Here is a 24,834-nt window from a genome sequence, read left to right as displayed (position 1 = left end):
ATTCGTAGCAAATGCCTGCATAAATACACAGCTTAACTTTATTTTAATATAGGAAAATTTGATGGAAGTTCGACAGCGTGGTTTGATTGCAGCAATGCTTACAGCGACCTTATTGGTAGCACCGTTGGCAGCAGAAGCAAAACGTGCAGGTGGCGGTAAAAGTCATGGTATGAGCCGTTCTGCAGCCCCAACTCAGTCTTACCAACAACCTCGCCAAACAACGCCAGCACAACAACCTGCTCCTGCTCAGCAAAAATCTGGCCCAGGCGTAGGTGGTATGGTTGCAGCAGGTGTTGCTGGTGCAGCGATTGGTGCTGTTGCTGCGAATGCTTTGGCAGATGACCAAGCCAGTGCAGCCGAAGCACAAGAGGAAAAAGGTGGTATTCCAAGCTGGATTTGGATTTTACTCGCTGCTGCTGTCGCCTTCTTCATTTTCCGTAAGATGGGCGCAAAAAAAAAACTAACGCCTAACCCGTATGCGCCAAACAGCGGTGCCAATCAGGCACCGTTTGCGCAAACTCCAGCAAATGCTGCTCCGCGTAACGACAATACAAATATTTTTGGTCAGTCTGTAGGTGGTTCTGCAGCTGCAACGCAAGCACCTTTTGGCCAAGCAGCAAATAACAATGCTCCTTTCGGCACAGCTTATACCAACAGTGGCAACCAATTGCCTGATGGTTCTGAGCCAGCGGCTTTCTTACGTGTTGCACGTCAGCGTTTTAACCATATTCAGTCTATGAATACAGCAAGCAATATTGCAGAAATTCAGCGTTATTTAACACCTGATTTATATCAGTCAATGTATCAGGATATTATGGCAAACCAAGACCAAGATGTAGCAGAGTTTTCTAACTTAAATGCAATGGTGGTCGATTCTACAACTGAAAATGGTCAATATGTGGTGAGTGTACGCTTTACTGGTACGGTCAGCGAAGACCTGAACAGCCTACCGCAGCCATTTACAGAAATCTGGCACTTTGTAAAACCTGCAGGTTCAAACCAAGACTGGTTAGTGGCAGGTATTCAACAAGAGCAATAATTTCAAAATAATTTAAAAACAGCGGCCTAGGCCGCTGTTTTTTATATCTATCTTTTATCAGACAGAGCTTCTATTCAAAAACTTCTTTGCAATTTTGCTCTCTCTTTTATTCTTATCCAGCATAAATTAAAGAAAAACCTAGTAGTTAAGAGAATGCAGCTTTGATACTGAATAAACATATTAAACAGGACTTCAATATCTTCTAGGTTCTGCTCTGGATTGAGGCAGGACAACATCTTGATATTTACAGATAAACCCATAAACTTAAATACGGCATCGCTTCGATTTATACAAAAGTGAATACATTTAGGCGATGTAGCAACTTCTATTGGATTCCTACCACAAAAAAGCCCTGCTCAACTGGCAGGGCTTTTTTACGGATGATCAATACATTATTCAGGCAATGGAATAAATTGCTTATCTGAATTTTGTACTTTTCGTTCACCTACAGCGACCTGTAAATCTAGTGCCTCTTCACCACGCTCTACCGATACCGTGACTGTGCTGTTTGGTGCTTGTGCTGCCACATAATTAATTAAATGCGAAGTTGATGTAATCGCTTCATTATTTACTTTCAGAATTTTATCACCACGTTTTAAACCAGCTTCTGCAGCTGGGCCACCACGCAGTACATCTGCAACCACTACACCACCTTGTGCAGGCTCTAAAATATTGTCTTGCTCTACAGGCAATAAACTAATACCTAACCACCCACGAACCACACGTCCATCTTTTAAAATAGAGTTTAAAACTTGCTGACACACCTGCGCAGGAATCGCAAAACCAATCCCCAATGATCCACCCGATTGCGAGAAAATTGCAGTATTTACCCCAATTAAATTCCCTGCCACATCAATCAATGCACCACCAGAGTTACCTGGGTTAATTGCCGCATCGGTTTGAATAAAGTCTTCATAGGTATTAATGCCTAAATCAGAACGACCTGTGGCAGAAATAATCCCCTGAGTCACCGTTTGCCCTACCCCAAACGGATTGCCAATCGCAAGAACTACATCGCCAACTTCATTACCACTGAGTTTAAATGGCAAGACTGGCAATTTTTCTAACTCAATTTTAATTACCGCCAAGTCCGTATCTGGGTCAGTACCAACAACTTTTGCCTCAGCACGACGACCATCATGCAATGCCACCACAATTTGTTCTGCCTGCGCAATCACATGGTTATTTGTCAAAATATAACCGTCTGGACGAACAATTACCCCAGAACCCAAACTGTTTTCATTTGGACCTTGCTTAAATTGATCGGGTAACTGGTTACCAAAAAACTCACGAAACGCAGGGTCATTCAGTAATGGATGATCCAACTGTTTGACTTTTTGTGTGGTAAAAATATTCACCACTGCTGGCGCAGCCACTTTTACCGCAGCACTGTACGACACTACCCCACCTGTGCGTGTCGTATCAATCAAAGGCTCTATTTTCTCGGCAGGCATTTTTACACCATCTGCTGCTACAGGCGCTTTCGGTTTTTGTAATTGTTGCCAAGTGACAAAGCCAATAATGACCAGAATGAGTAACACCCAAGGTAACCAGGTAAAGCTCCGGCGCACGTTTTGTACCTCTAAATAAATTTTTTGATGATTAAGTTATTGAATGCACTATTGTAAAACGAAACATACATAGAAACATAAAAAAGCCGAAGAGTTTTGTCTTGCTTTAGTTACAATACAAAATATGTTTTGATGTAAATGAAAAATCTGCAATTTGAGAGAGTTATGGCACAATTAAAAGACATTATTCAATGGTGTGATCAAACTTTAAGTACGCATGAATTTAAAGATTATGCACCTAATGGATTACAAATTGAAGGTAAGCCTGAAGTGCATAAAATTTTATGCGCAGTCACTGCGTCGCAAGATGCAATTGATGCCGCAATTGCCCAAAATGCAGACTTACTTTTGGTGCATCATGGCTATTTCTGGAAAGGTGAAGCCTACCCGATTACAGGTATGCGTGGTAAACGCATTAAAAGTTTAATCCAGCATGACATTTCTTTGGTCGGCTATCATTTACCGCTAGATTCACATCCAAGTCTAGGTAATAACGCTGCCACTGCAGAACTTTTACAATTAGAAAATCTGCAAGCATTAGACCCAAGTGAACGTCATCCTATTGGTAATATTGGTTTTCTACAACGAGCCATGAGTGCAACAGAATTTCGCGACTATTTAACAGCACGTTTAGGTTTTAATACGATTCATCTTCCTGCTGAAAAAAACCACATTCAAAAAGTCGGGTTCTGCACAGGTGCAGCACAAGATTTTATTAGCAAAGCGGCAGAACAAGGCTGTGATGCATTTATCTCGGGTGAAGTCAGTGAGCGAACCTTTTACGAAGCTAAAGAATTAGGCGTGCATTATTACGCTTGCGGACACCATGCAACTGAGCGTTATGGCGTGCAACGTCTCGCAAAAGCTATTTCAGAACAGTTTAATATTGAGTATAGTTATTTCGAATTAAATAATCCGATTTAATGCCCTGTTGCACCTTATAGTTTCACATAAATGACATCTGTGTTTGACATGGTCTTTAGATGTATACATTCGGGTCTTATTCTGTATTGTTATTTATACACAATGCGCAATTTGGCTTGAAATCTATTACAATAGAGCCACTTAATGTTAAAACCCAGCAAAATGCAAGGAATTGAAAACATGACAACGATTACTTTACCGGCTTTACCATACGGTTATGAAGATCTTGCTCCGCACATCAGCAAAGAAACTTTAGAATACCACCACGACAAGCACCACAATACTTATGTGGTAAATCTAAACAACCTAATCGCAGGTACAGAACTTGAAGGTAAAACTTTAGACGAAATCATCAAAGCTACTGCGGGTGATGCAGCTAAAGCTGGCGTATTCAACAATGCTGCACAAGTTTGGAACCACACGTTCTACTGGAACTGTATGGCGAAAAATGGTGGTGGTAAAGCGACTGGTGCTTTGGCTGCTAAAATTGACGAAGCTTTCGGTTCTTACGAAAAATTTGCTGAAGAATTTGCTGCTGCTGCAACCACTCAATTTGGTTCAGGTTGGGCTTGGTTAGTTGCAGACGAAGTGAATGGTAAACTTTCTATCCTTAAAACTTCAAACGCTGACACTCCAATGGCGCACGGCAAAGTTGCAGTATTAACAATTGACGTTTGGGAACACGCTTACTACATCGACTTCCGTAACGCACGTCCTGCTTACATCAAAACTTTCTTAGAAAGCCTAGTGAACTGGGACTATGCAAATGCTAAATATGCTGGTCAAGACGCTGGTGTAGAAAAATAATTTTTATTTTTCTATAGAAAAACTGCTCTTTATGGGCAGTTTTTTTATTTTTGGGCATCAAATGCATATTTATAAAGCAAACAATGCATTTATGATGCTGAACGTGTTGACGACTTTAACTTTCATCCCTAAAATGCCCCTCAGATTCTCCAATAGCTCAGTCGGTAGAGCGACGGACTGTTAATCCGCAGGTCCCTGGTTCGAGCCCAGGTTGGAGAGCCAATCTATTCTCCCATAGCTCAGTCGGTAGAGCGACGGACTGTTAATCCGCAGGTCCCTGGTTCGAGCCCAGGTGGGAGAGCCAAGATTCTTAAAAGCCCACGCATCATAACGTGGGCTTTTTTTATGTGCTTTCAATCAGGATCATCGCAACAAAAAAAATGGCCAAGCCAAATCCAAAGATTCATCAGCAAGCATCACTACAATAACATAAGCTGTAAAGAGCGTTAGTCGATACTTGTGAGCAATACCATTTTTCGCTAACTTAAATCATCTACAACAATAAAATTTGAAAACCCATGCAAGCACCCTGGTTAAAATCACTTATTTTTTGGGCCATTCTTATTGTGGTGATTTTTGCAATTTTCCAATGTACGCAAAAATCTGAAAGCAATAAAACTGCTGCTGCGCTCATGTACGAACGTCTATATCAATGCAGTCGAGATTTACCTACCCATAAGCAAGCCACTTTAAAACAAATACAAAGTCAGATCAAAACCGACATGACGCAACAAGAGATGCTGAAATTGATACAAGCCTGCCGTCAAGCCAATCCGCTACAATCACGTGAAGATTATATAAAAGCGATTCGGTCACTTTAAAGTGCTATAAAACTGGCTAGGCGCTTATTTTTAAAGCAATTAATCTGCTTTTTAACGCTTTTTTTTCAATTCTGACTTGACCCCAACCAGTTAGACACATAGAATGCCTGTCAGATTCTCCCATAGCTCAGTCGGTAGAGCGACGGACTGTTAATCCGCAGGTCCCTGGTTCGAGCCCAGGTGGGAGAGCCAAATTCTAAAAACCCACTCCATTTGAGTGGGTTTTTTTATGGCTGTGGATTTTCACGTGTTTACATCAAGTCAATCGACCTTCTTTGTGATTGGATGCCTTGCCAGTGTCGCACTGCTATTTTTACTGGTACAGCAATTATTTTTTCCCAAGAAAAAATTTTATCCCAAACCGATCATGACTGCCTTTGAGCGCAGAATGTTTATGCGCTTAAAACAGGCTTTTCCTGAGCATCATGTACTGGCACAAGTAGCTTTTAGCGCCTTAATCACCAACACTCATTATAAAATTCGTGCGCTCTTTAACCGCAAAGTGACTGATTTTGTAATTTTAAATGCTGAGCTGCAAGTCATCGCAATTGTAGAGCTAGATGACCCCTCGCATATTGGTAAAGAACAGGAAGATGCTGAACGTGATGCAATGTTCCATGAAGCGGGCTATCGTGTTGTCCGATACACCGAAATTCCGAGTATCAGACAACTACAACAAGATTTAAATTAAAATACCCGTAGTGTTAAGGCGCAACTTCTGAAGCCGCTTCAGTTTGACTCGCCTGCTGCGCTTGTTTTTCTGCAGCTTCACGCGCTTCAATGCGGGCAATCATTTCAGCTTGTTGTTGTTTATATTTTTCCTGATTTTTAGCATCACTATTCACAGCAAGAAATGCCATGCTGACTAAGAAAATAGGAATCAGCAAACCTAGACTGGCCAAGAGAATCATCTTTTTTAGACTTGGCTTTTTTTCAGGTGATTGCTGTTCAGACCGTGACATGGCGTTTTCCTACTTCAAACTCATCAAAATGATGCTCAATATAACAAAATCAGTTGCCTGCACAAAATTTTTATCTTTCATGCGTATGCACGGTTACCTATTCATCACGATACGAGTTCAATCATTCCAGGACCACTCAGCCTTAGAGATCACAATAAAAAAAGCATCTGAGTAACAATCACATCAGATGCTTTTCTAGATGATTTAAGTGAAAGTATTTACATTAAAGCCAGCACGATGCCAACAAAAATAATCAACCCTACCCAACGGTTATGACGAAATGCCCAAAAACAGCGTTGCGGGTCTTTATCTTTGGTTTTGCTCCATTGATATATAAAGTCTGCCACCACCACCAATAATGCAGCTAAGCCGAATGGAATCAGTAAACTTTCCAGCCACAGTGCTGTACCAATTAATAACACACTGACAGCCTGTAACAATGAAATGATTTGAATGTCATAACGACCAAACAAAATTGCGGTAGATTTCACCCCAATTTTTAAATCGTATTCTCGGTCTGTAATGGCATATTGCGTGTCATACGCTACCGTCCATGCCAAATTACCAAAGTACAGTAACCAACACGTTAAATCAGGTGTAACCCCAACAGCGGTATAAGCCATAGGGATAGACCATGAAAATGCTGCACCCAAAAACACTTGCGGTAAATGGGTATAGCGCTTCATAAACGGATAAATAAACGCTAAGAATAATGCCCCAAACGACCAGTAAAACGTTTCAATCGGTAAAAACAACAACATAGCAGCACTGAGTGCCACTAAACCTAAGAATACATAAATGGCCTCTTTGGCACTAATCACACCCGTGGCCAAAGGTCGGGTTTTGGTACGCTCCACATGACCATCTACTTTACGGTCGGCGAAGTCATTAATGGCACAGCCTGCAGCACGCATAAAAATTGTGCCCAGAATCATTGGAATAAGTATTCCTATAGAAGGCATCCCCTGATTGGCAATCCACAATGCCCACATAGTTGGCCAAAAGACTAATTCGGTGCCAATAGGTTTATCAAAACGACACAGATAATAATATGCTTCTAAACGCTCACGCCACGTGATCTGTTGTGCCAATGCCATGCCACTCTCGTATCTTAATGTTGTTGAATGAATTGCTCAAAGCGCGGTAAAAAAGTTTCTTGCACAATAAATTTACAGCCATGCCAAGTATAGCAACTCTGCCGTGTCCAGCCCTCTTCCAGTAACACCACACGTCTTTGGCATAAAGGATTCGTGCGCTGAAACAAAAACCAGCCAATCGGTTTATTGCCAATATGCTTAAACAATCGAGCTTTGCCCTGCACACTTAGAATTGGGAAAATACTTTTGGCTTTAACCCAAGGCTCTGCATCACAGCCATATAAATAGCTTTCACGCACCCATGAAGTGTGCCAATGTGGCATTTGCATCCACTGGGCATCTTGTAAATTTAAGCGTTGATAAGATTGTTGCAGCGGCTCGACTTTAAAGTGTCCGCCTGCTAATTGGGTCAGTTGTTGAGTCAGAGAACCTGCTGCATAGAGCCATGTTTTTAATTCAGAAGGCAAATCTGCCTGCTTGGGAAAAATAGGCTGTGTTCGCATGTTCCGCCACCTTAACAAGATAGCCTAGTGTAGCCCAAAATCAGGCAAAGTTTTGTGACCTATCGCTCAATTCAATGCAATTATCTTAAAAAATCAGGTGAATTCTTATATTTTGATAAAGACTATGAAAGCACCACTGCACTAATCAATCAAGTACACATCAAAAAACCCGCCGAAGCGGGTTTTTAAATTCGAGATGTGCGTTGTATTACAAGCTGTAGTACATATCAAATTCAACTGGGTGAGTCGTCGTGTTCAAACGGCGTACATCTTCAGTTTTCAACTCGATATAAGCATCAAGCATCTCTTTAGTGAATACACCACCTTTTAATAAATAGTCTTGATCTTCTTTTAATGCATCAAGCGCCATTTCTAAGTTGTGTGCCACAGTTGGGATTTTTGCTTCTTCTTCAGGAGGAAGATCATACAAGTTCTTGTCTGCTGCTTCACCTGGGTGAATCTTGTTTTGAATACCGTCAAGACCTGCCATCAACAATGCCGCAAAACCTAAGTATGGGTTCATCATTGGGTCAGGGAAACGTGCTTCAATACGTTTGCCTTTCGGGCTAGACACGTAAGGAATACGGATAGACGCAGAACGGTTACGTGCTGAGTAAGCCAACATAATAGGCGCTTCAAAGTGCGGTACTAAACGCTTGTATGAGTTTGTAGAAGGGTTAGTTAACGCATTCAAAGAGCGAGCATGTTTGATAATACCGCCAATGAAGTACAACGCCATTTCTGACAAACCTGCATATTCATCGCCAGCAAACAAGTTTTTACCGTCTTTAGAAATTGACATGTGTACGTGCATGCCTGAACCGTTATCACCAACCATTGGTTTAGGCATAAAGGTTGCTGTTTTTGCGTACTGATGTGCTACGTTCCAAACTGCATATTTGAACTGTTGCACTTCGTCTGCTTTACGCACCATTGTGTTGAAGCTCACACCAATTTCTAACTGGCAAGAAGCAACTTCGTGGTGATGTACTTCTACACGACCAGGCCCCATGATTTCTTCAATTTTTGCACACATATCTGCACGCATGTCTTGAGAAGAGTCTACTGGTGGTACTGGGAAGTAACCGCCTTTCACACGTGGACGGTGACCTGAGTTACCTGCTTCATAGTCTTTACCTGTAGACCATGCTGCTTCTTCTGCGATTAATGTATGGCGCACGCCAGACATATCGATGTCCCATTTTACTTCGTCAAATACGAAGAATTCTGGTTCAGGACCAAAGAAAGCCGTGTCACCAATACCTGTCGATTTTAAATATTCTTCAGCACGGCGAGCAATAGAGCGTGGATCGCGATCATAGCCTTGACCTGTAGATGGTTCGATGACATCACAAGTCACAACCACTGTTGGCTCAGCAAAGAACGGGTCAATGAAACCAGTTGCAGCATCTGGGCGTAAGATCATGTCTGATGCTTCGATTCCTTTCCAGCCAGCAATTGAAGAACCATCAAACATTTTACCGTCTTCAAAGGTATCTTCATCGATACTGTCTGCAGGATAAGTTACGTGCTGCTCTTTACCCTTAGTATCTGTAAAGCGGAAATCGACCCATTTTGCACCACTTTCTTGGATGAGTTGAAGGACCTTGTTCGCCATGCTCATTTTGCTCCGATGTTTTTTGTTGCACCCGAAAGTGCGTGTTAGTAGTTGGTAGTTATTAAGCAATTAGCGTACCAACTTTTAAAAGCAATGCTAAAACCATGAATTCCGTATGAGAACACATCATTTAAATAATTTACTTTGACGCTATTATACTGTCAGAAATACGAATTGCACCATATTCAAACACTGTTCATTTGTTTTGATAAAAAACGCCAAAACAAAGCACTATTTTAGTGCATTTTTTGTAAGCTTCTGCAACTGTGCCACTAAAAACACTAGCCAAACTCGCTCAATTTGCGGCAGTGATCGTTCTGATCTATATAATGATTGCTCTATCTAATAAATTGCGTGCTGCAAATGTTGTTATTTTATTCAGCTAAAATAACAACATACTTTAAAAATTATAAACCCACCTAATTTCAAAGCCACATCCACTTTAAAGCAGCATAGCAAGCAGCAATATTTTCTTTGACGTTTTTAAAGTTTTAGTTGGCTTAGCCTTTCAATATTTACGCATAGAAGATGCAACTTTTTAGCGCAACAACAATCTTATCGGTACAGTTATAGAGTCTGTAGCCTGTCTATGACAGCCCGATGAACAATTTTTGATTTCCTAGAAAATTGCTTTCGTTTATTTTCTTAAAAGATTGAATACCACTCAATTCACCTTGAAAAAAATTCAATGCAGTACTCTGCTGATAATCCTTAACAGCGATTATCATATAAATAGTCCGCAGAAAATGCTTATTTTTTGCTATGATGATAAGCGCTTTCTTATTCCATCTTCTTTTCGACAAGAAAACAAAGTCCTTTCTCATTTATAGGCGTAGGAATAAAGCACATTATCTCAGACTCTTTAACACTTAGAGTGTTTAATTTTCAATAGGTTAGCTCATGCTTTTGATGATCGACAACTATGACTCTTTTACCTATAACATCGTCCAATATTTTGGCGAGTTAAATCAGGAAGTAAAAGTCGTTCGTAATGATGCCGTGACATTAGAAGACATTGAGCGATGGCAACCCAAGTATTTGGTGATTGGTCCAGGTCCATGTTCTCCCTCTGAAGCAGGTATTTCTATTCCTGCCATTCAGCATTTTGCAGGCAAAATTCCATTACTGGGCGTGTGCTTAGGCCACCAAAGTATTGGACAAGCTTTTGGTGGAAACATTGTGCGCGCTAAAACTGTCATGCATGGTCGTTTGTCGGATATGTATCACAGCAATACAGGTATTTTTAGCAACCTGCCTTCACCATTTTCTGCAACCCGTTACCACTCTTTGGTGATTGATCAGGCGACTTTGCCTGATTGTTTAGAGGTCACTTGCTGGACCAACGAAGCAGATGGCTCGATGGAAGAAATCATGGGTGTGAAACATAAGACTTTGCCTGTAGAAGGCGTGCAATTTCACCCTGAATCGATCCTGAGCCAACACGGACATCAAATCTTTAAAAACTTTTTGGACATTTACGCCTAATGAACGAGTCAAATACCATGAATATTCAACAAGCTTTAAACCACATTACTAAACAAATTCATCTGACTCAGCCACAAATGGAAGATGTGATGCGTGCCATCATGTCGGGCGAAGCAACTGATGCCCAAATTGGTGCGTTAATGATGGGCTTACGCTTAAAAGGCGAAAGTATTGATGAAATTACTGCTGCTGCACGTGTGATGCGTGAATTTGCCATTAAAATTGATGTCAGCGATATTCCGTATTTGGTGGATATTGTTGGTACAGGCGGTGATGGTCAAAACCTATTTAATGTGTCTACAGCATCTTCCTTTGTCATTGCTGCTGCAGGCGCAACTATTGCCAAACACGGTAACCGTGGTGTTTCCACGAAATCAGGTTCATCTGACCTATTAGAACAAGCAGGCATTAATCTTGATTTAAATATGCAACAAACTGAACGCTGTATTCGTGAAATGGGCGTGGGTTTCTTGTTTGCACCAAATCATCACAAAGCCATGAAATATGCGGTGACTCCACGTAAAGAATTGGGGATTCGCAGCATTTTCAACCTGCTTGGCCCACTGACTAACCCTGCAGGTGTGAAGCGTTTCGTGATTGGCGTATTCAGTAATGAATTGTGCCGTCCAATTGCAGAAGTGATGAAGCAGCTCGGTGCTGAACATGTCATGGTCGTGCATTCTAAAGACGGTTTAGACGAAATTAGCCTTGCTTCGAGTACTTATGTTGCAGAACTCAAAGATGGTGAAATTACCGAATGGGAACTCACACCTGAAAGTGTTGGTATTGAATCTCAAACCTTAACGGGGCTGATTGTAGAGAACTCTGCTGAAAGCTTGGCACTGATTAAAGATGCTTTAGGTAAAAACAAGTCTGACAAAGGCGAAAAAGCGGCCAATATGATTGCTCTCAATGCAGGTGCAGGTATTTATGTATCAGGCTTGACCAACAGCTACCAACAAGGTGTGGCTTTGGCACATGACATTATTTATGGTGGACAAGCTTTGGAAAAAATGGGCGTGTTATCTGAATTTACCAAAACGCTTAAACAGTATGAAGCTTAAGACAGGTTAGGAAGAATCATCATGGTTGATATTACAAATACAATTTTAGGTAAAATTGTAGAACGTAAGCAGGAAGAATTTGCCGAGCGTCTGAAGCAACGTAGTTATGCAGACTTAGAAGAATTGGCACGTGCAGCAACACCTGTACGTGGCTTTGCACAAGCCTTGCACAGCAAACGCCCTGCTGTAATTGCCGAAATTAAAAAAGCGTCTCCATCTAAAGGCATCATTCGTGAAAATTTCAATCCTGCCGAAATTGCACAACAATATGAAGCCGCAGGTGCTGCCTGCTTATCTGTACTCACAGATATAGATTTCTTTCAGGGTGCAGATGAAAATATTCAAATTGCCCGTTCGCACTGCAGCCTACCTGCCCTGCGCAAAGACTTTTTAATTGACCCTTATGGCGTGATTGAAGCGCGTGCTTTGCATGCGGACTGTATTTTGCTCATTGTGTCTTGTTTGTCTGATCAGCAATTGCAAGAAATGTCTGAAACGGCGTTTGAACATCATTTAGATGTATTGGTGGAAGTGCATGATGAAAGCGAACTCGAACGTGCACTAAAACTGTCTGAACGCTGCATTTTAGGGGTCAATAACCGCGATTTAAAAACCTTTCAGGTCGATTTAAATAACTCGTTGCGTTTAAAAAATCTTTTGTCCCCTTCTCGCCTTTTAGTTACAGAAAGTGGTATTACGACTCCTGAAGATGTACGCATGATGCAGGAACACGATATTCACAGTTTCTTGGTAGGCGAAAGCTTTATGAAACAAGAACGTCCAGACCTTGCCTTTCAAGCACTGTTTGGTCAGCCTGAAAATCTTTAATTCATTCAAAGTACCATGAGTAAACATGATTCCTCGCTTTCTAAAGAACAGTACAAGTTACTGAAGTCTTTTAAAAAGCAAATCACTCAGCCTCATTCTGCTCCTATTGCCAAACCGTCTGAACCCAAAGTTCAGACGCCCGAGCAACAGCAGGAAGATGATTTGGCATTGTTTCATCAGCAAATGCAAGGTGTCCAAAAAATGGATGCGGGCAATATTGCTAAACTTGAAACACCTGCCAGAAAAAAGCCTGATGCACAAACACTGGCCAAACGTGCTGCAGCAATGGGGCCAATGGAAACAGATGAAACTTTGTTGTCCGATACGCAAGCCATGCTGAATCCTGTTGGTAGTCAGGCTGCATTGAGTTATCGGATTGCAACCCTACAGCATAAAGTCTTTGAAGATTTAAAAGCAGGCAACTTACGCTGGTTTGAAGCTGTAGATTTACATGGCTGTACTGTAGAAGAAGCGCGAGTTGCGGTGTTGCAAATCATTCAAATGGCCAAAGATGAAAACCAGAACGTGATTAAAATTGTACATGGTAAAGGCCCTGAAGCCATTTTAAAAACCTATGTGAATGGTTGGCTGCGTCAGCATCGAGATGTTTTGGCTTTTGTCAGTGCGCCTGAAAAACAAGGTGGTACAGGTGCGGTTTTAGTGTTGCTTAAACGTAGTGAAAAGAACCCAAAGTTTAAACAGTAATCGGATTCATCTTTTAAACAGGGCATTGCAATAGTTTTCTGTTACAATGCCGTCCTTGTTCAATATCAGTGTAAGTGAACACGTCTTATGTCTATGCAGCAATCCTACGCAAACATCCTAACCGCCGTTGGTGAAGATCTTAATCGTCCAGGTCTCAAAGATACGCCGATGCGTGCTGCTAAAGCTTTTTCGTATTTAACTTCGGGTTATAGCCAAACTTTAGCCGAAGTCACCAATAATGCAGTGTTTCCATCCGACAATCGTGAAATGGTATTGGTTAAAAATATTGAGTTCTACTCACTATGTGAACACCATTTATTGCCATTTTATGGTCGTGTGCATATTGCCTACTTACCAGAAGGCAATGTATTGGGCTTGTCTAAATTTGCCCGCATTACCGAAATGTTTGCTCGTCGTTTGCAAATTCAGGAAAACCTGACTCAGCAAATTGCTGAAGCTGTAGCTGAAGTGACCAAAGCTCGCGGAGTTGCTGTAGTCATTGATTCAGCCCACATGTGCATGATGATGCGCGGTGTAGGCAAACAGGAATCAACCACACGTACCGTGTCTTTTGTGGGAGATTTTAAAACCGACAAAGAAGCACGTCGTGAGTTTTTAAGTGCAGTGCCTGAAAGTTTTTAAATGACGTTTGCTCTAAATAGATCAAGCCTACATAAAAAAATCCCGAAATTGATTTCGGGATTTTTGCATTTTAGTGTCTAGCTATATGTTTAGCCCATATAAACATTATTACGCCCATTATTTTTGGCGACATACAAAGCTTTATCTACTGCATCTAGGAACCGTTGATAGTCTGGGTGACCATCATATTCATGTACCCCAATACTAACGGTGAAATTAAAGCTCGCCCCAGTAGAAGTATTGACCGTTCTGTCCGCAACCCGTTTACGAATATTTTCAGCGACTTTTAACGCTCGCTCTACATTGGTATCGACCTGTAAAAGTAAAAACTCTTCACCGCCAATACGGAATGCATAATCACTGCCCTTGGTATATTGCAAAATAGAATCTGCCAAAAATTGTAAGGCTTCATCGCCAGCTGCATGTCCATAACGGTCATTAATGTATTTAAAATGGTCAGCATCTATGGAAAGCACAGTCAGCGGTGTATTATTTTTACGCGCAAAGTTAATTTCACGCGCCACAATAGTACTTAAGTAACGTCTATTCAGTAACTGAGTTAAAGCATCATTCCCTGAGTTGATATATTCTGAAACCTGAAAAATTTGATCAATCAAATGTAAAATTTCACGGTTTTTAGCGCGGATCAACTGAATCATTTCAACTGCATGGGATTGGCTTTCAGAATTCTTAATTTGTTCAATTAATTCATCAACTTGATAGATGCGATCGGTAATTGTACCGACCTGCTCAGTATTGGAAAATGCATAAGCAGCTTTATGAATAAACCATAAACCAAATTCAGTTTTAGATAAAATTGGCTGTGTCAGTTTGCTGTGGTCTGATACAACCTGAAACATGAGCTCATTTTCCCAATCCAATAATGTACCGCGCTGACGATCTTTTTGCACGGTAACATCCTGCATTGCAGAAAATAAGCGGTAGGTATGTTTCATATCATTATGAACTTCTACTTTAAGTTCATAAGAACGACACATAATTTCGGTGGCAAAACACAGAATTTGGCACAAATAATTAATCTGGTTTAAATTGGTATAAGGCTCATTGGCCAAAAAAGTTAAGGCCTTTTTGATAATGATGCGCACACCACGAAGAATCATCCAAGATGGAATATGCACACGCGCATGCACATCACCCACTTTAAATTGCTTTTCAACAATTTCTAAATAATTTTGTTTGAATGGTACTTCAAAACTAGATACTAACCATTGATGTAATGAGTTTTTTAAACGGTTTTGTACCATTTCAACGGAAAGAAACTCTAAAGCTTGTTCTTCCAATAACATTTGTTGATAAAATTCAAGTACAAAAGCATCAGCATGGGTTTGAACGAACTGAAATGTAGCTTCTAAATCAGCTTGACTATATTGCTCACAAACGATTTTCCACTGATCTGCCAGTTCACGCTTACACTCTTGATACATCCCAACCATCCAACTGCCATCTAAACGCTCAAATTCTAACGAATTTGAAGGATAACTCAATTAAATTTTATCTAAACGCGAACAATGTCACATTAAACCAATTTAGAAAAAATGCACATAACCCAAACTAGTCTTATCCCAGTTCTTTTTGTCTTGTTGCTGATATTCCCACCCCAAACGTAAAACATGTTGTGGATGAAACATATATTGAAACTGACTATTCAATTTAAATTGCCATTGATGTGAATCTTCCCAATACGGCAATTCCACTTGAACAAGGCTATTAATACGTTTTGACCAGATATTTTGACAACCCAGTGTCGGGCCAATGCCCACGCGCCAGCCTTTATCTAAAGCCTTTCCAGCTTGAATATGATTCTGCACTTGTGCATAACATAAATGCTCACGCGTCTGACTAGCCAAACTATAGCCAAACTGGGTCTTGATGCTCATCACGCCATGCTGCTCAGTTTCACTAAAAGTTCCGTGTGAATTCAATGCTTCTTGCTGCCAACCAAAATTAAAGCCCCAACTGAGCGGTGTTTTAAATGGCGTGACTGGGTTATAAGAGTTCACCGAAAGTACATCTAACTGATTCAGTTTTAAACGCTCTTCACGGTATTGTAAGGATAGGTCTAAGAAATTCAGCTGCGTCCCTGTACGAAAACCGCCTTGTGGGTCGAGTAAATCATGGTACGCCTGACGATGGTTCAATTCGATAAAGTGCTCCCCTTGCACCTCGCCTGTGTGTACCGCAACAGTTCGTGCGTCGTGCCCCTGTACAGGATCAACCTGAGGGCGCGGAGCATCCTGACGTTGTTTTTCTAAATTGATCTGACTTCTTAAACTCAGAATTTGTCTAAGCCGTGGCTGTGCCTGTTTGGCATCAATTTTGCGTCCAATCAGTTTTAGGTATAAATCGTCATAGGCCATTTCTAAAATTTTAGCCTGATCGCTTTGGCTGTAATTTTTCAAAATTGAAGCAACATTCTGAGGTTCTGCTTCAGCCACTTGATGCGCTGTTTTTGCCAAAGCCGTGCCATGCTGTCGAGCTTGTGCCAATAACTGAGTTTCCAAAGCAGGACGATAAACCACATCGGCAACTAAATTTTCCTGTTCTACAGCCTTCAACGTTTCAATAGGGATGGACGCCACTTTAAATTGCTGTTGTAAATTCAACTCGGGGCGTACCAGATCAATTAACCCTAGTAAACGATAGGCGCAATTATCACTAATAAAATAATAAGGGAATTGCACATGCTTCATTTCCCAAATGTGCTGCACTAAAAATGTGGTTTCTTGTTCATTCAGTGCCAGTTCATATTCCCATAAATCACGGCTTTCTAAATCGCCATATTCTTTTACTTTACGGTAATACGGCATTAATGAATATTCACCTGGATACTGCCCTGTAAGCCCTTTCCACGCATAAGACCAACCTTCACTGCCAGTGACGGTTGCTGCATAATTCACGGCATAGGATATAAGATTTAATTGTTTTTGATCTTTCGGGTCCAAGCGCAATAAGGTATGCCCAAACATAGAACTTGGATTGCCCATAAAGTCTGTGGCATAAATCAGCACTGCTTTATAGGACTTAATTTGCCCAATCCATTCATCCAATTCAGGGCATTGCACCTGTGCTAAGTCCTGTTGAGGAATATTTAATTGTTCAATCAGCCAACGACTGCGTGCAGGAAATTTACACTGCACCGATTGATTGGCAGGCGCTGTTTCAAATAATGCCTGCACATTGCGAAGTAACTCTTGGTCTAAATTGCTTCCACCTTGTTCTGACACAAAATAGCCCGCATATTGCACTTCACTTTTGCCTTGCTGCGCATACATTAAGCGCTGCCAAGTCACCTGTTCTGCTAAGTGCAAATCTTTGGCTTTTTGCACATAATTGCTTGCAGATGTGGCTAAAGTTTCAGCCCTTTGTGCCACAGAACTTGGAGAAAGTTGTTGAGTCAGGCTGGTTGATATTTCAGAAGATAAAGCAAAAACCGTAGGAGATAAAAAAGCAGCAGTACACAAGACAAAAAATTTCATGGACATCTTATATGTTTTTTATAGGCAAATTTGAATTTCAACATTGTATTTGGGTATAAAAAAGCCCTGCAATTACACAGGGCTTTCATTCAAACTTAAACGTATGCTTTTAATACGTCATCATTTGCCATTACGTTTTGTAAAGAAGCCAGAACTTCTAAAGACGTTTGGTTTTCTGCAGAGTAGATAGAAGCAAAGTTTTGCTTAGAAACTGTAAAGAAGTGTGCTTTATCTTCAGCTTTAATGCTTAGCAATTCAGCCAATACATTTAAGCTTTCACCTTCACCAACTGCCATATCACGTGCCAATGATTCAGCATTTTCATTGGTAAAAGTCACGACTTGTGCAGTTACTGTACCTGTACCGCTACAACCTAAAGTACCAAATGTAATACCAAATAATTGGTTAGCAAAAATACCGTTGGTGGTTGCTGCTAAAATTTTAGCCACTTTACCAGACTGACCTGCCCAAACTTGTGAACCGATACCACAACCTGCATCACGGTCTGCAAATGCTGCTGTAGAACCCACTGCCAACACTGCAGCCAATGCTAATTTTTTCATCATAGTCGTACTCCAGAAATTTATTATCCGAAAAGTTATGCTTCGAATCATTATTATTGCTTTGTGTAACTTTTATTACACCGCTTTAAGATAGCGAGATGCGACTAAGAACGCAAAACATTTATACCAAAGTCATGCATTATTTTTGTAGCGTAAGATCATCCCTGAATTGAGTCTGTTTTCGGAGCCTCATCTTTAAGTGTCCATCGTCCTTGAGCATCACGAATACCAAGTATTTGCATGACTAAAACTAGACTCAATAGCAGCAACAAGTACCAAGACCCCAACTTGCCCCAACCCACCATGTGCCACGTATCGACCTGACTTGGATATAGCCAAATTTGATAAAAGGTACTGATATTCTCTGCCACCCAAATAATAAATGCCAATAGCAACAATATAGGTAACATTGGCAGCTGCAATTGATGCTGTTGCAATTGAAAACGGATTTTGGTTTTCCAGAAAATCAGCACACTCCACGCAAATAAGCCGTAGCGAATATCTGGAATAAAAAATTTGCTCATGAAATTAATATAAGACAAAACCGCTAAAGCCAGCATATTCGGGAAAGTTGGCAAATTCAGTAACGATACCCGATACAAACGCAAGGAACGTGCAAAAAAACTACCAACTGCTGAATACATAAAGCCTGCAAACAGCGGCACAGTCATAATTTTAAACACAGCAGGTTGCGGATATTGCCATGAAGCAATCTGTGGATGGGTCAGAAAAATTTCCATGATCATTGCCAAAATATGAAATAAAGCAATCACCTTGGCTTCAGCCCAAGATTCTAGTTTTAAATATAAAAGACAAACCTGAATGATTAAGGCATAAAACAGCAAATAGTCATAACGAAAAAAGCCAAAATATTCCTGACTGGCCATAGGTGCTGTAAATGCAAATGCAATCAGCAATAAAATTCCAAATAAGGCAGCCGAAGCTGCCTTAGTCGAAAATTCAAATCCTGACTTCAGCCATGTTCGCCACATCATGATTTGACGACCCGACTGAAGCTCACGTTACCCATTTCCATCTACAACTAACTGATCTATATGATTGCTTTTATTATAGATATTTAGCGCTGTATTCATGTACGGTATCGATAAACACTTTAGGACGTTCAGGGTCAACCCATTGGGTAATACCATGACCCAAGTTGGCCACATAACCAGTTTTTTCACCATTGGCGTAAGCATCATCCAGCATTGCACGAGTAGCTTTGGCAATCGCTTCAGGTGAACCATATAAAGTGGCAGGGTCTAAGTTTCCTTGTAAAGCCGCACGACCATTTACAGTTTGACGTGCCACATTCAGTGGTGTTGTCCAGTCCAAACCAAAGGCATCTGCACCTGTTGCAATCATTGGCTCAAGCCATTGACCACCACCTTTGGTGAATAAAATAACAGGAATTTTACGGCCATCTTTTTCACGCTGCAGACCTGACACAATTTTCTGCATATAGTTCAGTGAAAATTCAATATATTCACGATGTGCTAATGCACCGCCCCAACTGTCAAAAATTTGAACTGCCTGTGCGCCTGCATCAATTTGTGCATTTAAATATTCAGTCACTGCGTCTGCCAAACGACCTAACAGCGCATGCAATACTTCAGGCTGTGCATACATCATGTTTTTGGTAAAACGGAAATCTTTACTTGAACCACCTTCTACCATATAGGTCGCTAAGGTCCACGGACTGCCTGAAAAACCAATTAAAGGCACTTGTCCACCCAAAGCAGAACGTATGGTCGATACTGCATTCATAACATAGTCTAAATCTGACTTGGCATTGAATTTAGGTAAATTGGCAACATCTTGCTCAGTACGCACGGTTTTATGAAACTTTGGCCCTTCGCCTGCCTCAAAATACAGTCCTAAACCTAAAGCATCTGGAACGGTTAAAATATCTGAAAATAAAATAGCAGCGTCTAATTCATAACGGCGCAGTGGTTGCAAGGTTACTTCACATGCAAATTCTGTATTTTTACATAGAGAAAGGAAATCTCCTGCCTGCGAACGTGTGGCACGATATTCTGGTAAATAACGTCCTGCCTGACGCATCATCCATACGGGCGTGCAATCTACTGGCTCACGTAATAAGGCACGAAGAAAACGATCATTTTTTAAGGTCGTCATTTACTTTCCCAACTCATTTTCAATCTTGCAGCCATCATATCAAAAAGGTTGAAGTTTTAATAACTTCATTTCTGGTTGGTCTTTTTATCCTAAACTTTACGTGCAATTTCAATTTTTATTTTCGTGAAATACATCACATAAACAAAAGCATCGGTAAAAGCATCATCCTCTTGCACATTTACACAAAACAACTACTGCATCTCCTTAGTTTTTCTGCAATACTTGGCTAGTTTTTATCTATGTAAATGAATAATTCTCAAGGTTGAATTACATGTTCGTTCGCACAATACTCGCAATGAGTTTAAGTTGCATTTTTGCAGGAACTACTTTTGCTGCATCTACTGCTGAACAACCGTTAAATCCACAAGTGATCAGCAATACTGCGGTTGAAGATCCAATTGATCCTTTAGCAACAGAAGCTTCTGCAGCACAAAGCACGCTCAATGCAACCGATACTGCTATTACGCAACAAGAACAAAATGATTTAAATAAGGCATCACAAACCTTAGATGATCTACACAAAACTGAAGATACCACTGCCGATGTAGGTGCAGCACCGACCACAGCACCGACCACAACCACGCCAAGCCAGCCTGTTGAAACCACAACCACTGCAGCGCCAAAAGCTTCGTGGACTTTAGACGGTCTTAATAATGCCACTTGGTATGAAAATATTGGCAAAGGTCAATTTCCAGTGTATGCGCGTGCGCATGTCATGTTGAATAATGCCCATGCTTCTCCGGGTGCAATTGATGGTACCAGTGGTAAAAATACCCTGAAAGCCATTGCATCTTTCCAGCAAATGAACGGCATTAAACCTACAGGTATTTTAACCCAAGAAACTTGGGATGCTTTGGTGGCACGTCAAGGTTCACGTCCTGCATTTGTAGAATACACAATTACTGAAGCTGACCTAAAAGGTCCGTATGCTAAGTCCATTCCACATGACTATGCAGAACAAGCCAAAATGAAAGGCTTGTACTACACCCGTGTCAGCGAAATGCTAGGTGAAAAATTCCACATGGATGAAAATTTCTTAAAGAAATTAAATCCAAATGCGACATTTAACAAAGCGGGTGAAAAGTTATTGGTGACCAATGTCCGCAATGACTTACCAGAAGACATTCACCTGATTGTGGCGCACAAAGGTGCAAAACAATTGTATTTGTTCAATAAGCAAAATCAAATGGTGGGTTCATTCCCTGCAACCATTGGTAGTGCAGATACACCATCACCAACAGGTACCTATAAAATTACGGGTGTTGCGCCAAACCCTTGGTATAGCTATTCACCAAGTAACTTTATTCAGGGTAAAAACTTAAAACCACTGTCTTTACCACCTGGCCCGAATGGCCCTGTAGGTAATATCTGGATTGGTTTGAGCAAAAAATCCTTTGGTATTCATGGTACGCCAAACCCATCGACTATTTCAAAAACAGCATCACACGGTTGTATTCGTTTAACCAACTGGGATGCCAATGACTTAGGTCGTAAAGTACGTTCTGGTGTGACTGTGAAATTCCTTGAATAATCGCACACCGTATAATCCCCCTGCTTAGGCAGCGAATGACCCACGTTTTACGTGGGTTTTTTGATGTTTGAAAAAAGTATGCTTTTACAGATCACCACCCTAAATGTTGCAATTTTAGAACGGCATGTTGCAGAACGGCTGTAGGTTGGCAACATAAAAAAGCATAAGATGGCTTTAAGTTAAAAAAATGATAGGAGCATGATCATGAATGCTTATTTACACCGTAGCGAAGAACGTGGTCACGTCAAAATGGGTTGGTTAGACACCAAACACAGTTTCTCTTTTGGTAGCTGGTATAACCCGAAATATATGGGTGTGAGTGCTTTACGTGTCATTAATGATGACCGTATTGCAGCGCACAATGGTTTTGGCACACACCCCCACGACAATATGGAAATTTTGACCTGTGTGTTAAATGGTACGATTTCCCACCGTGACAGTATGGGCAATGAGCGTCATATCAGTGCTGGTGAATGGCAGCTGATGAGTGCGGGTACAGGCGTTCAGCATAGCGAAATTAACAATGGCGATGAAGAAGTGCACATGTTGCAAATTTGGATTCAACCCAATGTACGCAATGCGGAACCGACTTACCAACAAATTCAGCGTGACCCAAATGCTGAACCGAACCAGTGGCATTTAATTGTCGGCCCGAATGACAATGCCCCAATGCATATACGCCAACAAGCCGAAGTGAAAGCTGCAGTATTGCAAGCAGGAAAGCAGCTAGATGTTGCTGCAACACAAGCGGTCAACTATGTGCATGTGATTCGTGGTGAAATCAGCATTGGTGAGCAGACCGTGAAAGCAGGCGATGCCTTGTTATTTGCTGATGATGCCGTGATTGAAGCAAAGCAAGACAGCCAATTTATTTGGTTTGATTTACCAAAACAGTAACTGCTTATTTTGAGTAGTGCCTGTAAATACTTTTAAGTTACCCTCTTGCCCTCTACTACAGAGGGCTTTTTTTATGGCTATAGTTGCTGTTTTCAGTTTTTAATCATAACTTTTAGTCACAATGATGACCTTACACTGTTGTCTGTAAATACGCTGCGATTTGCGCTGCCACATCTCGTGCTGTTCGGGAAACGCCAATTAAAGTTGCCGATGCTGCACCAGTCCAATCACCATAACCGACCAACCACAAATTTTGCTGTTGTAGCGCTCGATTTTCTGACACATCGACTGTACCGTGTGCATTGACCACACCCAAACTTTGCAAATGTGACACTGCTGCCTTAAAACCTGTACACCAAATAATGGCATCAATGTCCTGTTCACTTCCATCTGCCCAAACTGCAGTATGTTCAGTTAAATAGTCAAATGGCGGCAGGCCATGCAATACATTGCGTTGCCGTGCATCTTTGACACTTGGAATCATCACAATATCACCCAAACTGCCAATCGGTTGTTCAATGCTGCGACCTTCTTGCTGGGCTTTTAAGCGTTCCGTGGCACGTAAAAATAAAACCCGTCCATCTACATCATCGGCTAAAAAACTTGGGGGTTGCTGTGTAACCCAAAAGGTTTCAGCCACTTTAGACACTTCTGCCAAAATTTGTGCGCCAGAGTTACCACCACCGACAATCATCACTTTTTTTCCCTGAAAAGCTTCAGCATTGCGGTAATGGGCCGAATGAATTTGTGTACCTAAAAATCGTTCACGCCCTGCATAGGCTGGAATAAAAGGCTGACTCCATGTGCCTGTTGCACTCACGACCGCTTTGGCGCGCCAGCTTCGCTGTGCCGAACAAACGATTAAATCATTGCCTTCAGCTATGATGTTTTCGACCTGCACAGGACGCAGCACTGGGAATTGATAGCGCGCTTCATAAGCCCTTAAATAGTCAATCACTTCTAATCGCTTTGGATATTCCTGTTCAGTTTTAGGCATCAACCAACCCGACAAAGAACTCCATGTATTTGGAGAAAATAACTGCAAAGAATCCCACGCATGTTGCCACGCACCGCCCGCTTGCGTTTGATTATCCAAAATCAGAAAATTGATTTTTTGCCGTTTTAAAAAGTAAGCCGTGGCTAATGCAGCTTGTCCACCACCAATAATAATCACATCGGTATCAATTGTTTGACTCAAAATGACTCTCCTGCATACAAGACGCACATGCTATGTTTGATTCTAACCCTGTGTGAACAGTTTACTCTATGATCTTTGCTCTAGCTTTTAGATCATTTTTGGGCAGAGTACACACATAAAGCACAGCATTGATTTAACACTCAGTCCACAGAACAAGCTTTTTAGAAAAGAATGTCCAAAAAAGCAAAGCCAAGTCCTAGAACTTGGCTTTGTACTGCAAGGCTGCAAGAGCAAATGCTAGATAAAGTTAGACCTTAAAACGCCCACACCATTTTCAAGGTGGTGGAATGTCCTTCAGGACGATGCTCCACTTCGGTTTCTTTCAGGAACTTCGCCTCTAATGACCAGTTATCCTTCTTATATAGGACTTACGCATTGACGGATTCAAAAAAGTATTAAAATACTTTATAAAGTATCTGTGATCAGACGAATTAAACATGCTTCTACAGCAACTTGTACATTACCCATTTATATGGGCTTTCTCATGACAGAACCGAACTCTATTAGCTGCACACAACTTGCCGAGACTTATAACATCTCGCATGATAGTGTAAATCGCTTTCTAGAACGTGAAGACTACACACCTCACGACCTATATCAAGAAGCAATTCAACATATTGATAATAATAAACTTATAGTCAGTATTGATGATACTGTTTTAGATAAACCCTATAGTCAACATATGGACTTGGTTAGCTATTTTTGGTCAGGCAAACACCACCGATCCGTCAAGGGTATTAATCTCATTACCTTGTATGCGACAGATCAAAATGGTCAAAATATTCCAATTAATTTCCGAATTTATGACAAATCTGAAAGTAAAACCAAGAATGATTACTTTATGGATATGTTAAGTGAAGTACTCAGTTGGGGTGCAAAGATTCAATTTATTACAGGTGATAGTTGGTATTCATCGACTGGAAATCTAAAAACCATAAGAAAA

General features: G+C 41.0%; 23 protein-coding genes, 3 tRNA genes and 2 pseudogenes. 16 read left to right on the top strand and 12 right to left on the bottom strand.

The window, feature by feature from the left end; all coding sequences use genetic code 11:
- The first annotated feature begins 61 nt into the window (after positions 1-61).
- Complete coding sequence (locus HHA42_RS09885) at positions 62-1,039, top strand: TIM44-like domain-containing protein (RefSeq protein ID WP_168526325.1); 978 nt, start codon at positions 62-64, stop codon at positions 1,037-1,039.
- A gap of 392 nt (positions 1,040-1,431) precedes the next feature.
- On the opposite strand, the gene HHA42_RS09880 is transcribed toward HHA42_RS09885, so the two are convergent.
- A complete protein-coding gene (locus tag HHA42_RS09880) occupies positions 1,432-2,610 on the bottom strand; it encodes a trypsin-like peptidase domain-containing protein (protein WP_154320923.1) in 1,179 nt (392 codons plus the stop codon).
- Positions 2,611-2,775: 165 nt separating this feature from the next.
- Here HHA42_RS09880 and HHA42_RS09875 point away from each other — a divergent pair, with 165 nt between their 5' ends.
- From HHA42_RS09875 to HHA42_RS09845, 7 genes are all read left to right on the top strand, one after another.
- Complete coding sequence (locus HHA42_RS09875; RefSeq protein WP_168526323.1) at positions 2,776-3,534, top strand: Nif3-like dinuclear metal center hexameric protein; 759 nt, start codon at positions 2,776-2,778, stop codon at positions 3,532-3,534.
- A 180-nt stretch (positions 3,535-3,714) separates the two neighbouring features.
- Complete coding sequence (locus HHA42_RS09870; RefSeq protein ID WP_154320925.1) at positions 3,715-4,341, top strand: superoxide dismutase; 627 nt, start codon at positions 3,715-3,717, stop codon at positions 4,339-4,341.
- Positions 4,342-4,487: 146 nt separating this feature from the next.
- A tRNA-Asn gene (locus HHA42_RS09865) sits at positions 4,488-4,563 on the top strand.
- 6 nt (positions 4,564-4,569) lie between these two features.
- A tRNA-Asn gene (locus HHA42_RS09860) sits at positions 4,570-4,645 on the top strand.
- A gap of 214 nt (positions 4,646-4,859) precedes the next feature.
- The gene (locus tag HHA42_RS09855) at positions 4,860-5,162 is read left to right on the top strand and encodes a hypothetical protein (protein WP_168460192.1); all 303 of its coding nucleotides are present in this window, start codon (positions 4,860-4,862) and stop codon (positions 5,160-5,162) included.
- A gap of 116 nt (positions 5,163-5,278) precedes the next feature.
- Positions 5,279-5,354 (top strand) — tRNA-Asn (locus tag HHA42_RS09850).
- Between the two features lie 55 nt (positions 5,355-5,409).
- Positions 5,410-5,853 (top strand): DUF2726 domain-containing protein, encoded by a 444-nt coding sequence (locus HHA42_RS09845; protein WP_168417741.1) that lies wholly within the window; start codon positions 5,410-5,412, stop codon positions 5,851-5,853.
- Positions 5,854-5,866: 13 nt separating this feature from the next.
- On the opposite strand, the gene HHA42_RS09840 is transcribed toward HHA42_RS09845, so the two are convergent.
- The 4 genes from HHA42_RS09840 to glnA all read right to left on the bottom strand — a co-directional run bounded on the left by HHA42_RS09840 (position 5,867) and on the right by glnA (position 9,348).
- A complete protein-coding gene (locus tag HHA42_RS09840; RefSeq protein ID WP_168417740.1) occupies positions 5,867-6,124 on the bottom strand; it encodes a hypothetical protein in 258 nt (85 codons plus the stop codon).
- Positions 6,125-6,342: 218 nt separating this feature from the next.
- Complete coding sequence (gene ubiA, locus HHA42_RS09835; protein WP_168417739.1) at positions 6,343-7,221, bottom strand: 4-hydroxybenzoate octaprenyltransferase; 879 nt, start codon at positions 7,219-7,221, stop codon at positions 6,343-6,345.
- 14 nt (positions 7,222-7,235) lie between these two features.
- The gene (locus HHA42_RS09830; RefSeq protein ID WP_154320927.1) at positions 7,236-7,724 is read right to left on the bottom strand and encodes a chorismate lyase; all 489 of its coding nucleotides are present in this window, start codon (positions 7,722-7,724) and stop codon (positions 7,236-7,238) included.
- Between the two features lie 208 nt (positions 7,725-7,932).
- On the bottom strand, positions 7,933-9,348 hold the full coding sequence (gene glnA / locus HHA42_RS09825; protein WP_171525588.1) for a type I glutamate--ammonia ligase: 1,416 nt from the start codon (positions 9,346-9,348) through the stop codon (positions 7,933-7,935).
- 894 nt (positions 9,349-10,242) lie between these two features.
- On the opposite strand from glnA, the gene HHA42_RS09820 reads away from it, so the two are divergent.
- The 5 genes from HHA42_RS09820 (at position 10,243) to folE (ending at position 14,066) form a co-directional block, all read left to right on the top strand.
- Positions 10,243-10,827 (top strand): aminodeoxychorismate/anthranilate synthase component II, encoded by a 585-nt coding sequence (locus tag HHA42_RS09820; protein ID WP_168417738.1) that lies wholly within the window; start codon positions 10,243-10,245, stop codon positions 10,825-10,827.
- Positions 10,828-10,844: 17 nt separating this feature from the next.
- Positions 10,845-11,891, top strand: a complete 1,047-nt coding sequence (gene trpD / locus HHA42_RS09815; protein WP_168417737.1) for an anthranilate phosphoribosyltransferase — start codon at positions 10,845-10,847, stop codon at positions 11,889-11,891.
- A gap of 21 nt (positions 11,892-11,912) precedes the next feature.
- Positions 11,913-12,719, top strand: a complete 807-nt coding sequence (gene trpC, locus HHA42_RS09810; RefSeq protein WP_168526319.1) for an indole-3-glycerol phosphate synthase TrpC — start codon at positions 11,913-11,915, stop codon at positions 12,717-12,719.
- Positions 12,720-12,734: 15 nt separating this feature from the next.
- Entirely contained in the window at positions 12,735-13,424 is a 690-nt protein-coding gene (locus HHA42_RS09805; protein WP_168526317.1) for a Smr/MutS family protein, read from the top strand.
- A gap of 93 nt (positions 13,425-13,517) precedes the next feature.
- Positions 13,518-14,066, top strand: a complete 549-nt coding sequence (folE, locus tag HHA42_RS09800; protein WP_171062567.1) for a GTP cyclohydrolase I FolE — start codon at positions 13,518-13,520, stop codon at positions 14,064-14,066.
- Positions 14,067-14,155: 89 nt separating this feature from the next.
- Here folE and HHA42_RS09795 read toward each other — a convergent pair whose 3' ends face one another.
- The 5 genes from HHA42_RS09795 to hemE form a co-directional block, all read right to left on the bottom strand.
- Positions 14,156-15,511: a diguanylate cyclase gene (locus HHA42_RS09795; protein ID WP_168526332.1), complete on the bottom strand. Its 1,356-nt coding sequence runs from the start codon at positions 15,509-15,511 to the stop codon at positions 14,156-14,158.
- A gap of 102 nt (positions 15,512-15,613) precedes the next feature.
- Complete coding sequence (locus HHA42_RS09790; protein WP_168526315.1) at positions 15,614-17,563, bottom strand: DUF4105 domain-containing protein; 1,950 nt, start codon at positions 17,561-17,563, stop codon at positions 15,614-15,616.
- A 95-nt stretch (positions 17,564-17,658) separates the two neighbouring features.
- Positions 17,659-18,129: a DUF3015 family protein gene (locus HHA42_RS09785; protein ID WP_168417733.1), complete on the bottom strand. Its 471-nt coding sequence runs from the start codon at positions 18,127-18,129 to the stop codon at positions 17,659-17,661.
- A 155-nt stretch (positions 18,130-18,284) separates the two neighbouring features.
- Positions 18,285-19,118: a DUF817 family protein gene (locus tag HHA42_RS09780; RefSeq protein WP_168417809.1), complete on the bottom strand. Its 834-nt coding sequence runs from the start codon at positions 19,116-19,118 to the stop codon at positions 18,285-18,287.
- 76 nt (positions 19,119-19,194) lie between these two features.
- The gene (hemE, locus tag HHA42_RS09775) at positions 19,195-20,265 is read right to left on the bottom strand and encodes a uroporphyrinogen decarboxylase (protein ID WP_168526313.1); all 1,071 of its coding nucleotides are present in this window, start codon (positions 20,263-20,265) and stop codon (positions 19,195-19,197) included.
- Positions 20,266-20,536: 271 nt separating this feature from the next.
- On the opposite strand from hemE, the gene HHA42_RS09770 reads away from it, so the two are divergent.
- Positions 20,537-21,796 (top strand): L,D-transpeptidase, encoded by a 1,260-nt coding sequence (locus tag HHA42_RS09770; protein WP_168526311.1) that lies wholly within the window; start codon positions 20,537-20,539, stop codon positions 21,794-21,796.
- 204 nt (positions 21,797-22,000) lie between these two features.
- Positions 22,001-22,693, top strand: coding sequence for a pirin-like bicupin family protein (locus tag HHA42_RS09765; protein ID WP_168460205.1), 693 nt, complete (start codon positions 22,001-22,003; stop codon positions 22,691-22,693).
- A gap of 130 nt (positions 22,694-22,823) precedes the next feature.
- Here the strand turns inward: HHA42_RS09765 and HHA42_RS09760 are convergent, their stop codons facing one another.
- Complete coding sequence (locus tag HHA42_RS09760) at positions 22,824-23,891, bottom strand: ArsO family NAD(P)H-dependent flavin-containing monooxygenase (protein WP_168460206.1); 1,068 nt, start codon at positions 23,889-23,891, stop codon at positions 22,824-22,826.
- Positions 23,892-24,145: 254 nt separating this feature from the next.
- Positions 24,146-24,241: pseudogene (locus HHA42_RS09755) on the bottom strand (phenol degradation protein meta); the annotation flags it as partial.
- Between the two features lie 68 nt (positions 24,242-24,309).
- Here HHA42_RS09755 and HHA42_RS09750 point away from each other — a divergent pair.
- Positions 24,310-24,834, top strand: a pseudogene (locus HHA42_RS09750) (IS701-like element ISAba11 family transposase); the annotation flags it as partial.

It is taken from the genome of Acinetobacter sp. A3 (assembly GCF_012371415.1).
Classification (GTDB): Bacteria; Pseudomonadota; Gammaproteobacteria; order Pseudomonadales; family Moraxellaceae; genus Acinetobacter.
The sequence above is the reverse complement of the archived record's forward strand: the minus strand, read 5'-3'. Positions and strand labels throughout refer to the sequence as shown.

What these genes read in the sequence shown, in the direction of transcription:
- HHA42_RS09885 (WP_168526325.1), top strand. Translation starts at nt 62, where the DNA reads ATGGAAGTTCGACAGCGTGGTTTGATTGCAGCAATGCTTACAGCGACC.
- HHA42_RS09875 (WP_168526323.1), top strand. Translation starts at nt 2,776, where the DNA reads ATGGCACAATTAAAAGACATTATTCAATGGTGTGATCAAACTTTAAGT.
- HHA42_RS09870 (WP_154320925.1), top strand. Translation starts at nt 3,715, where the DNA reads ATGACAACGATTACTTTACCGGCTTTACCATACGGTTATGAAGATCTT.
- HHA42_RS09855 (WP_168460192.1), top strand. Translation starts at nt 4,860, where the DNA reads ATGCAAGCACCCTGGTTAAAATCACTTATTTTTTGGGCCATTCTTATT.
- HHA42_RS09840 (WP_168417740.1), bottom strand. Translation starts at nt 6,124, where the DNA reads ATGTCACGGTCTGAACAGCAATCACCTGAAAAAAAGCCAAGTCTAAAA.
- ubiA (WP_168417739.1), bottom strand. Translation starts at nt 7,221, where the DNA reads ATGGCATTGGCACAACAGATCACGTGGCGTGAGCGTTTAGAAGCATAT.
- HHA42_RS09830 (WP_154320927.1), bottom strand. Translation starts at nt 7,724, where the DNA reads ATGCGAACACAGCCTATTTTTCCCAAGCAGGCAGATTTGCCTTCTGAA.
- glnA (WP_171525588.1), bottom strand. Translation starts at nt 9,348, where the DNA reads ATGAGCATGGCGAACAAGGTCCTTCAACTCATCCAAGAAAGTGGTGCA.
- HHA42_RS09820 (WP_168417738.1), top strand. Translation starts at nt 10,243, where the DNA reads ATGCTTTTGATGATCGACAACTATGACTCTTTTACCTATAACATCGTC.
- trpD (WP_168417737.1), top strand. Translation starts at nt 10,845, where the DNA reads ATGAATATTCAACAAGCTTTAAACCACATTACTAAACAAATTCATCTG.
- trpC (WP_168526319.1), top strand. Translation starts at nt 11,913, where the DNA reads ATGGTTGATATTACAAATACAATTTTAGGTAAAATTGTAGAACGTAAG.
- HHA42_RS09805 (WP_168526317.1), top strand. Translation starts at nt 12,735, where the DNA reads ATGAGTAAACATGATTCCTCGCTTTCTAAAGAACAGTACAAGTTACTG.
- folE (WP_171062567.1), top strand. Translation starts at nt 13,518, where the DNA reads ATGCAGCAATCCTACGCAAACATCCTAACCGCCGTTGGTGAAGATCTT.
- HHA42_RS09795 (WP_168526332.1), bottom strand. Translation starts at nt 15,511, where the DNA reads ATGTATCAAGAGTGTAAGCGTGAACTGGCAGATCAGTGGAAAATCGTT.
- HHA42_RS09790 (WP_168526315.1), bottom strand. Translation starts at nt 17,563, where the DNA reads ATGAAATTTTTTGTCTTGTGTACTGCTGCTTTTTTATCTCCTACGGTT.
- HHA42_RS09785 (WP_168417733.1), bottom strand. Translation starts at nt 18,129, where the DNA reads ATGATGAAAAAATTAGCATTGGCTGCAGTGTTGGCAGTGGGTTCTACA.
- HHA42_RS09780 (WP_168417809.1), bottom strand. Translation starts at nt 19,118, where the DNA reads ATGTGGCGAACATGGCTGAAGTCAGGATTTGAATTTTCGACTAAGGCA.
- hemE (WP_168526313.1), bottom strand. Translation starts at nt 20,265, where the DNA reads ATGACGACCTTAAAAAATGATCGTTTTCTTCGTGCCTTATTACGTGAG.
- HHA42_RS09770 (WP_168526311.1), top strand. Translation starts at nt 20,537, where the DNA reads ATGTTCGTTCGCACAATACTCGCAATGAGTTTAAGTTGCATTTTTGCA.
- HHA42_RS09765 (WP_168460205.1), top strand. Translation starts at nt 22,001, where the DNA reads ATGAATGCTTATTTACACCGTAGCGAAGAACGTGGTCACGTCAAAATG.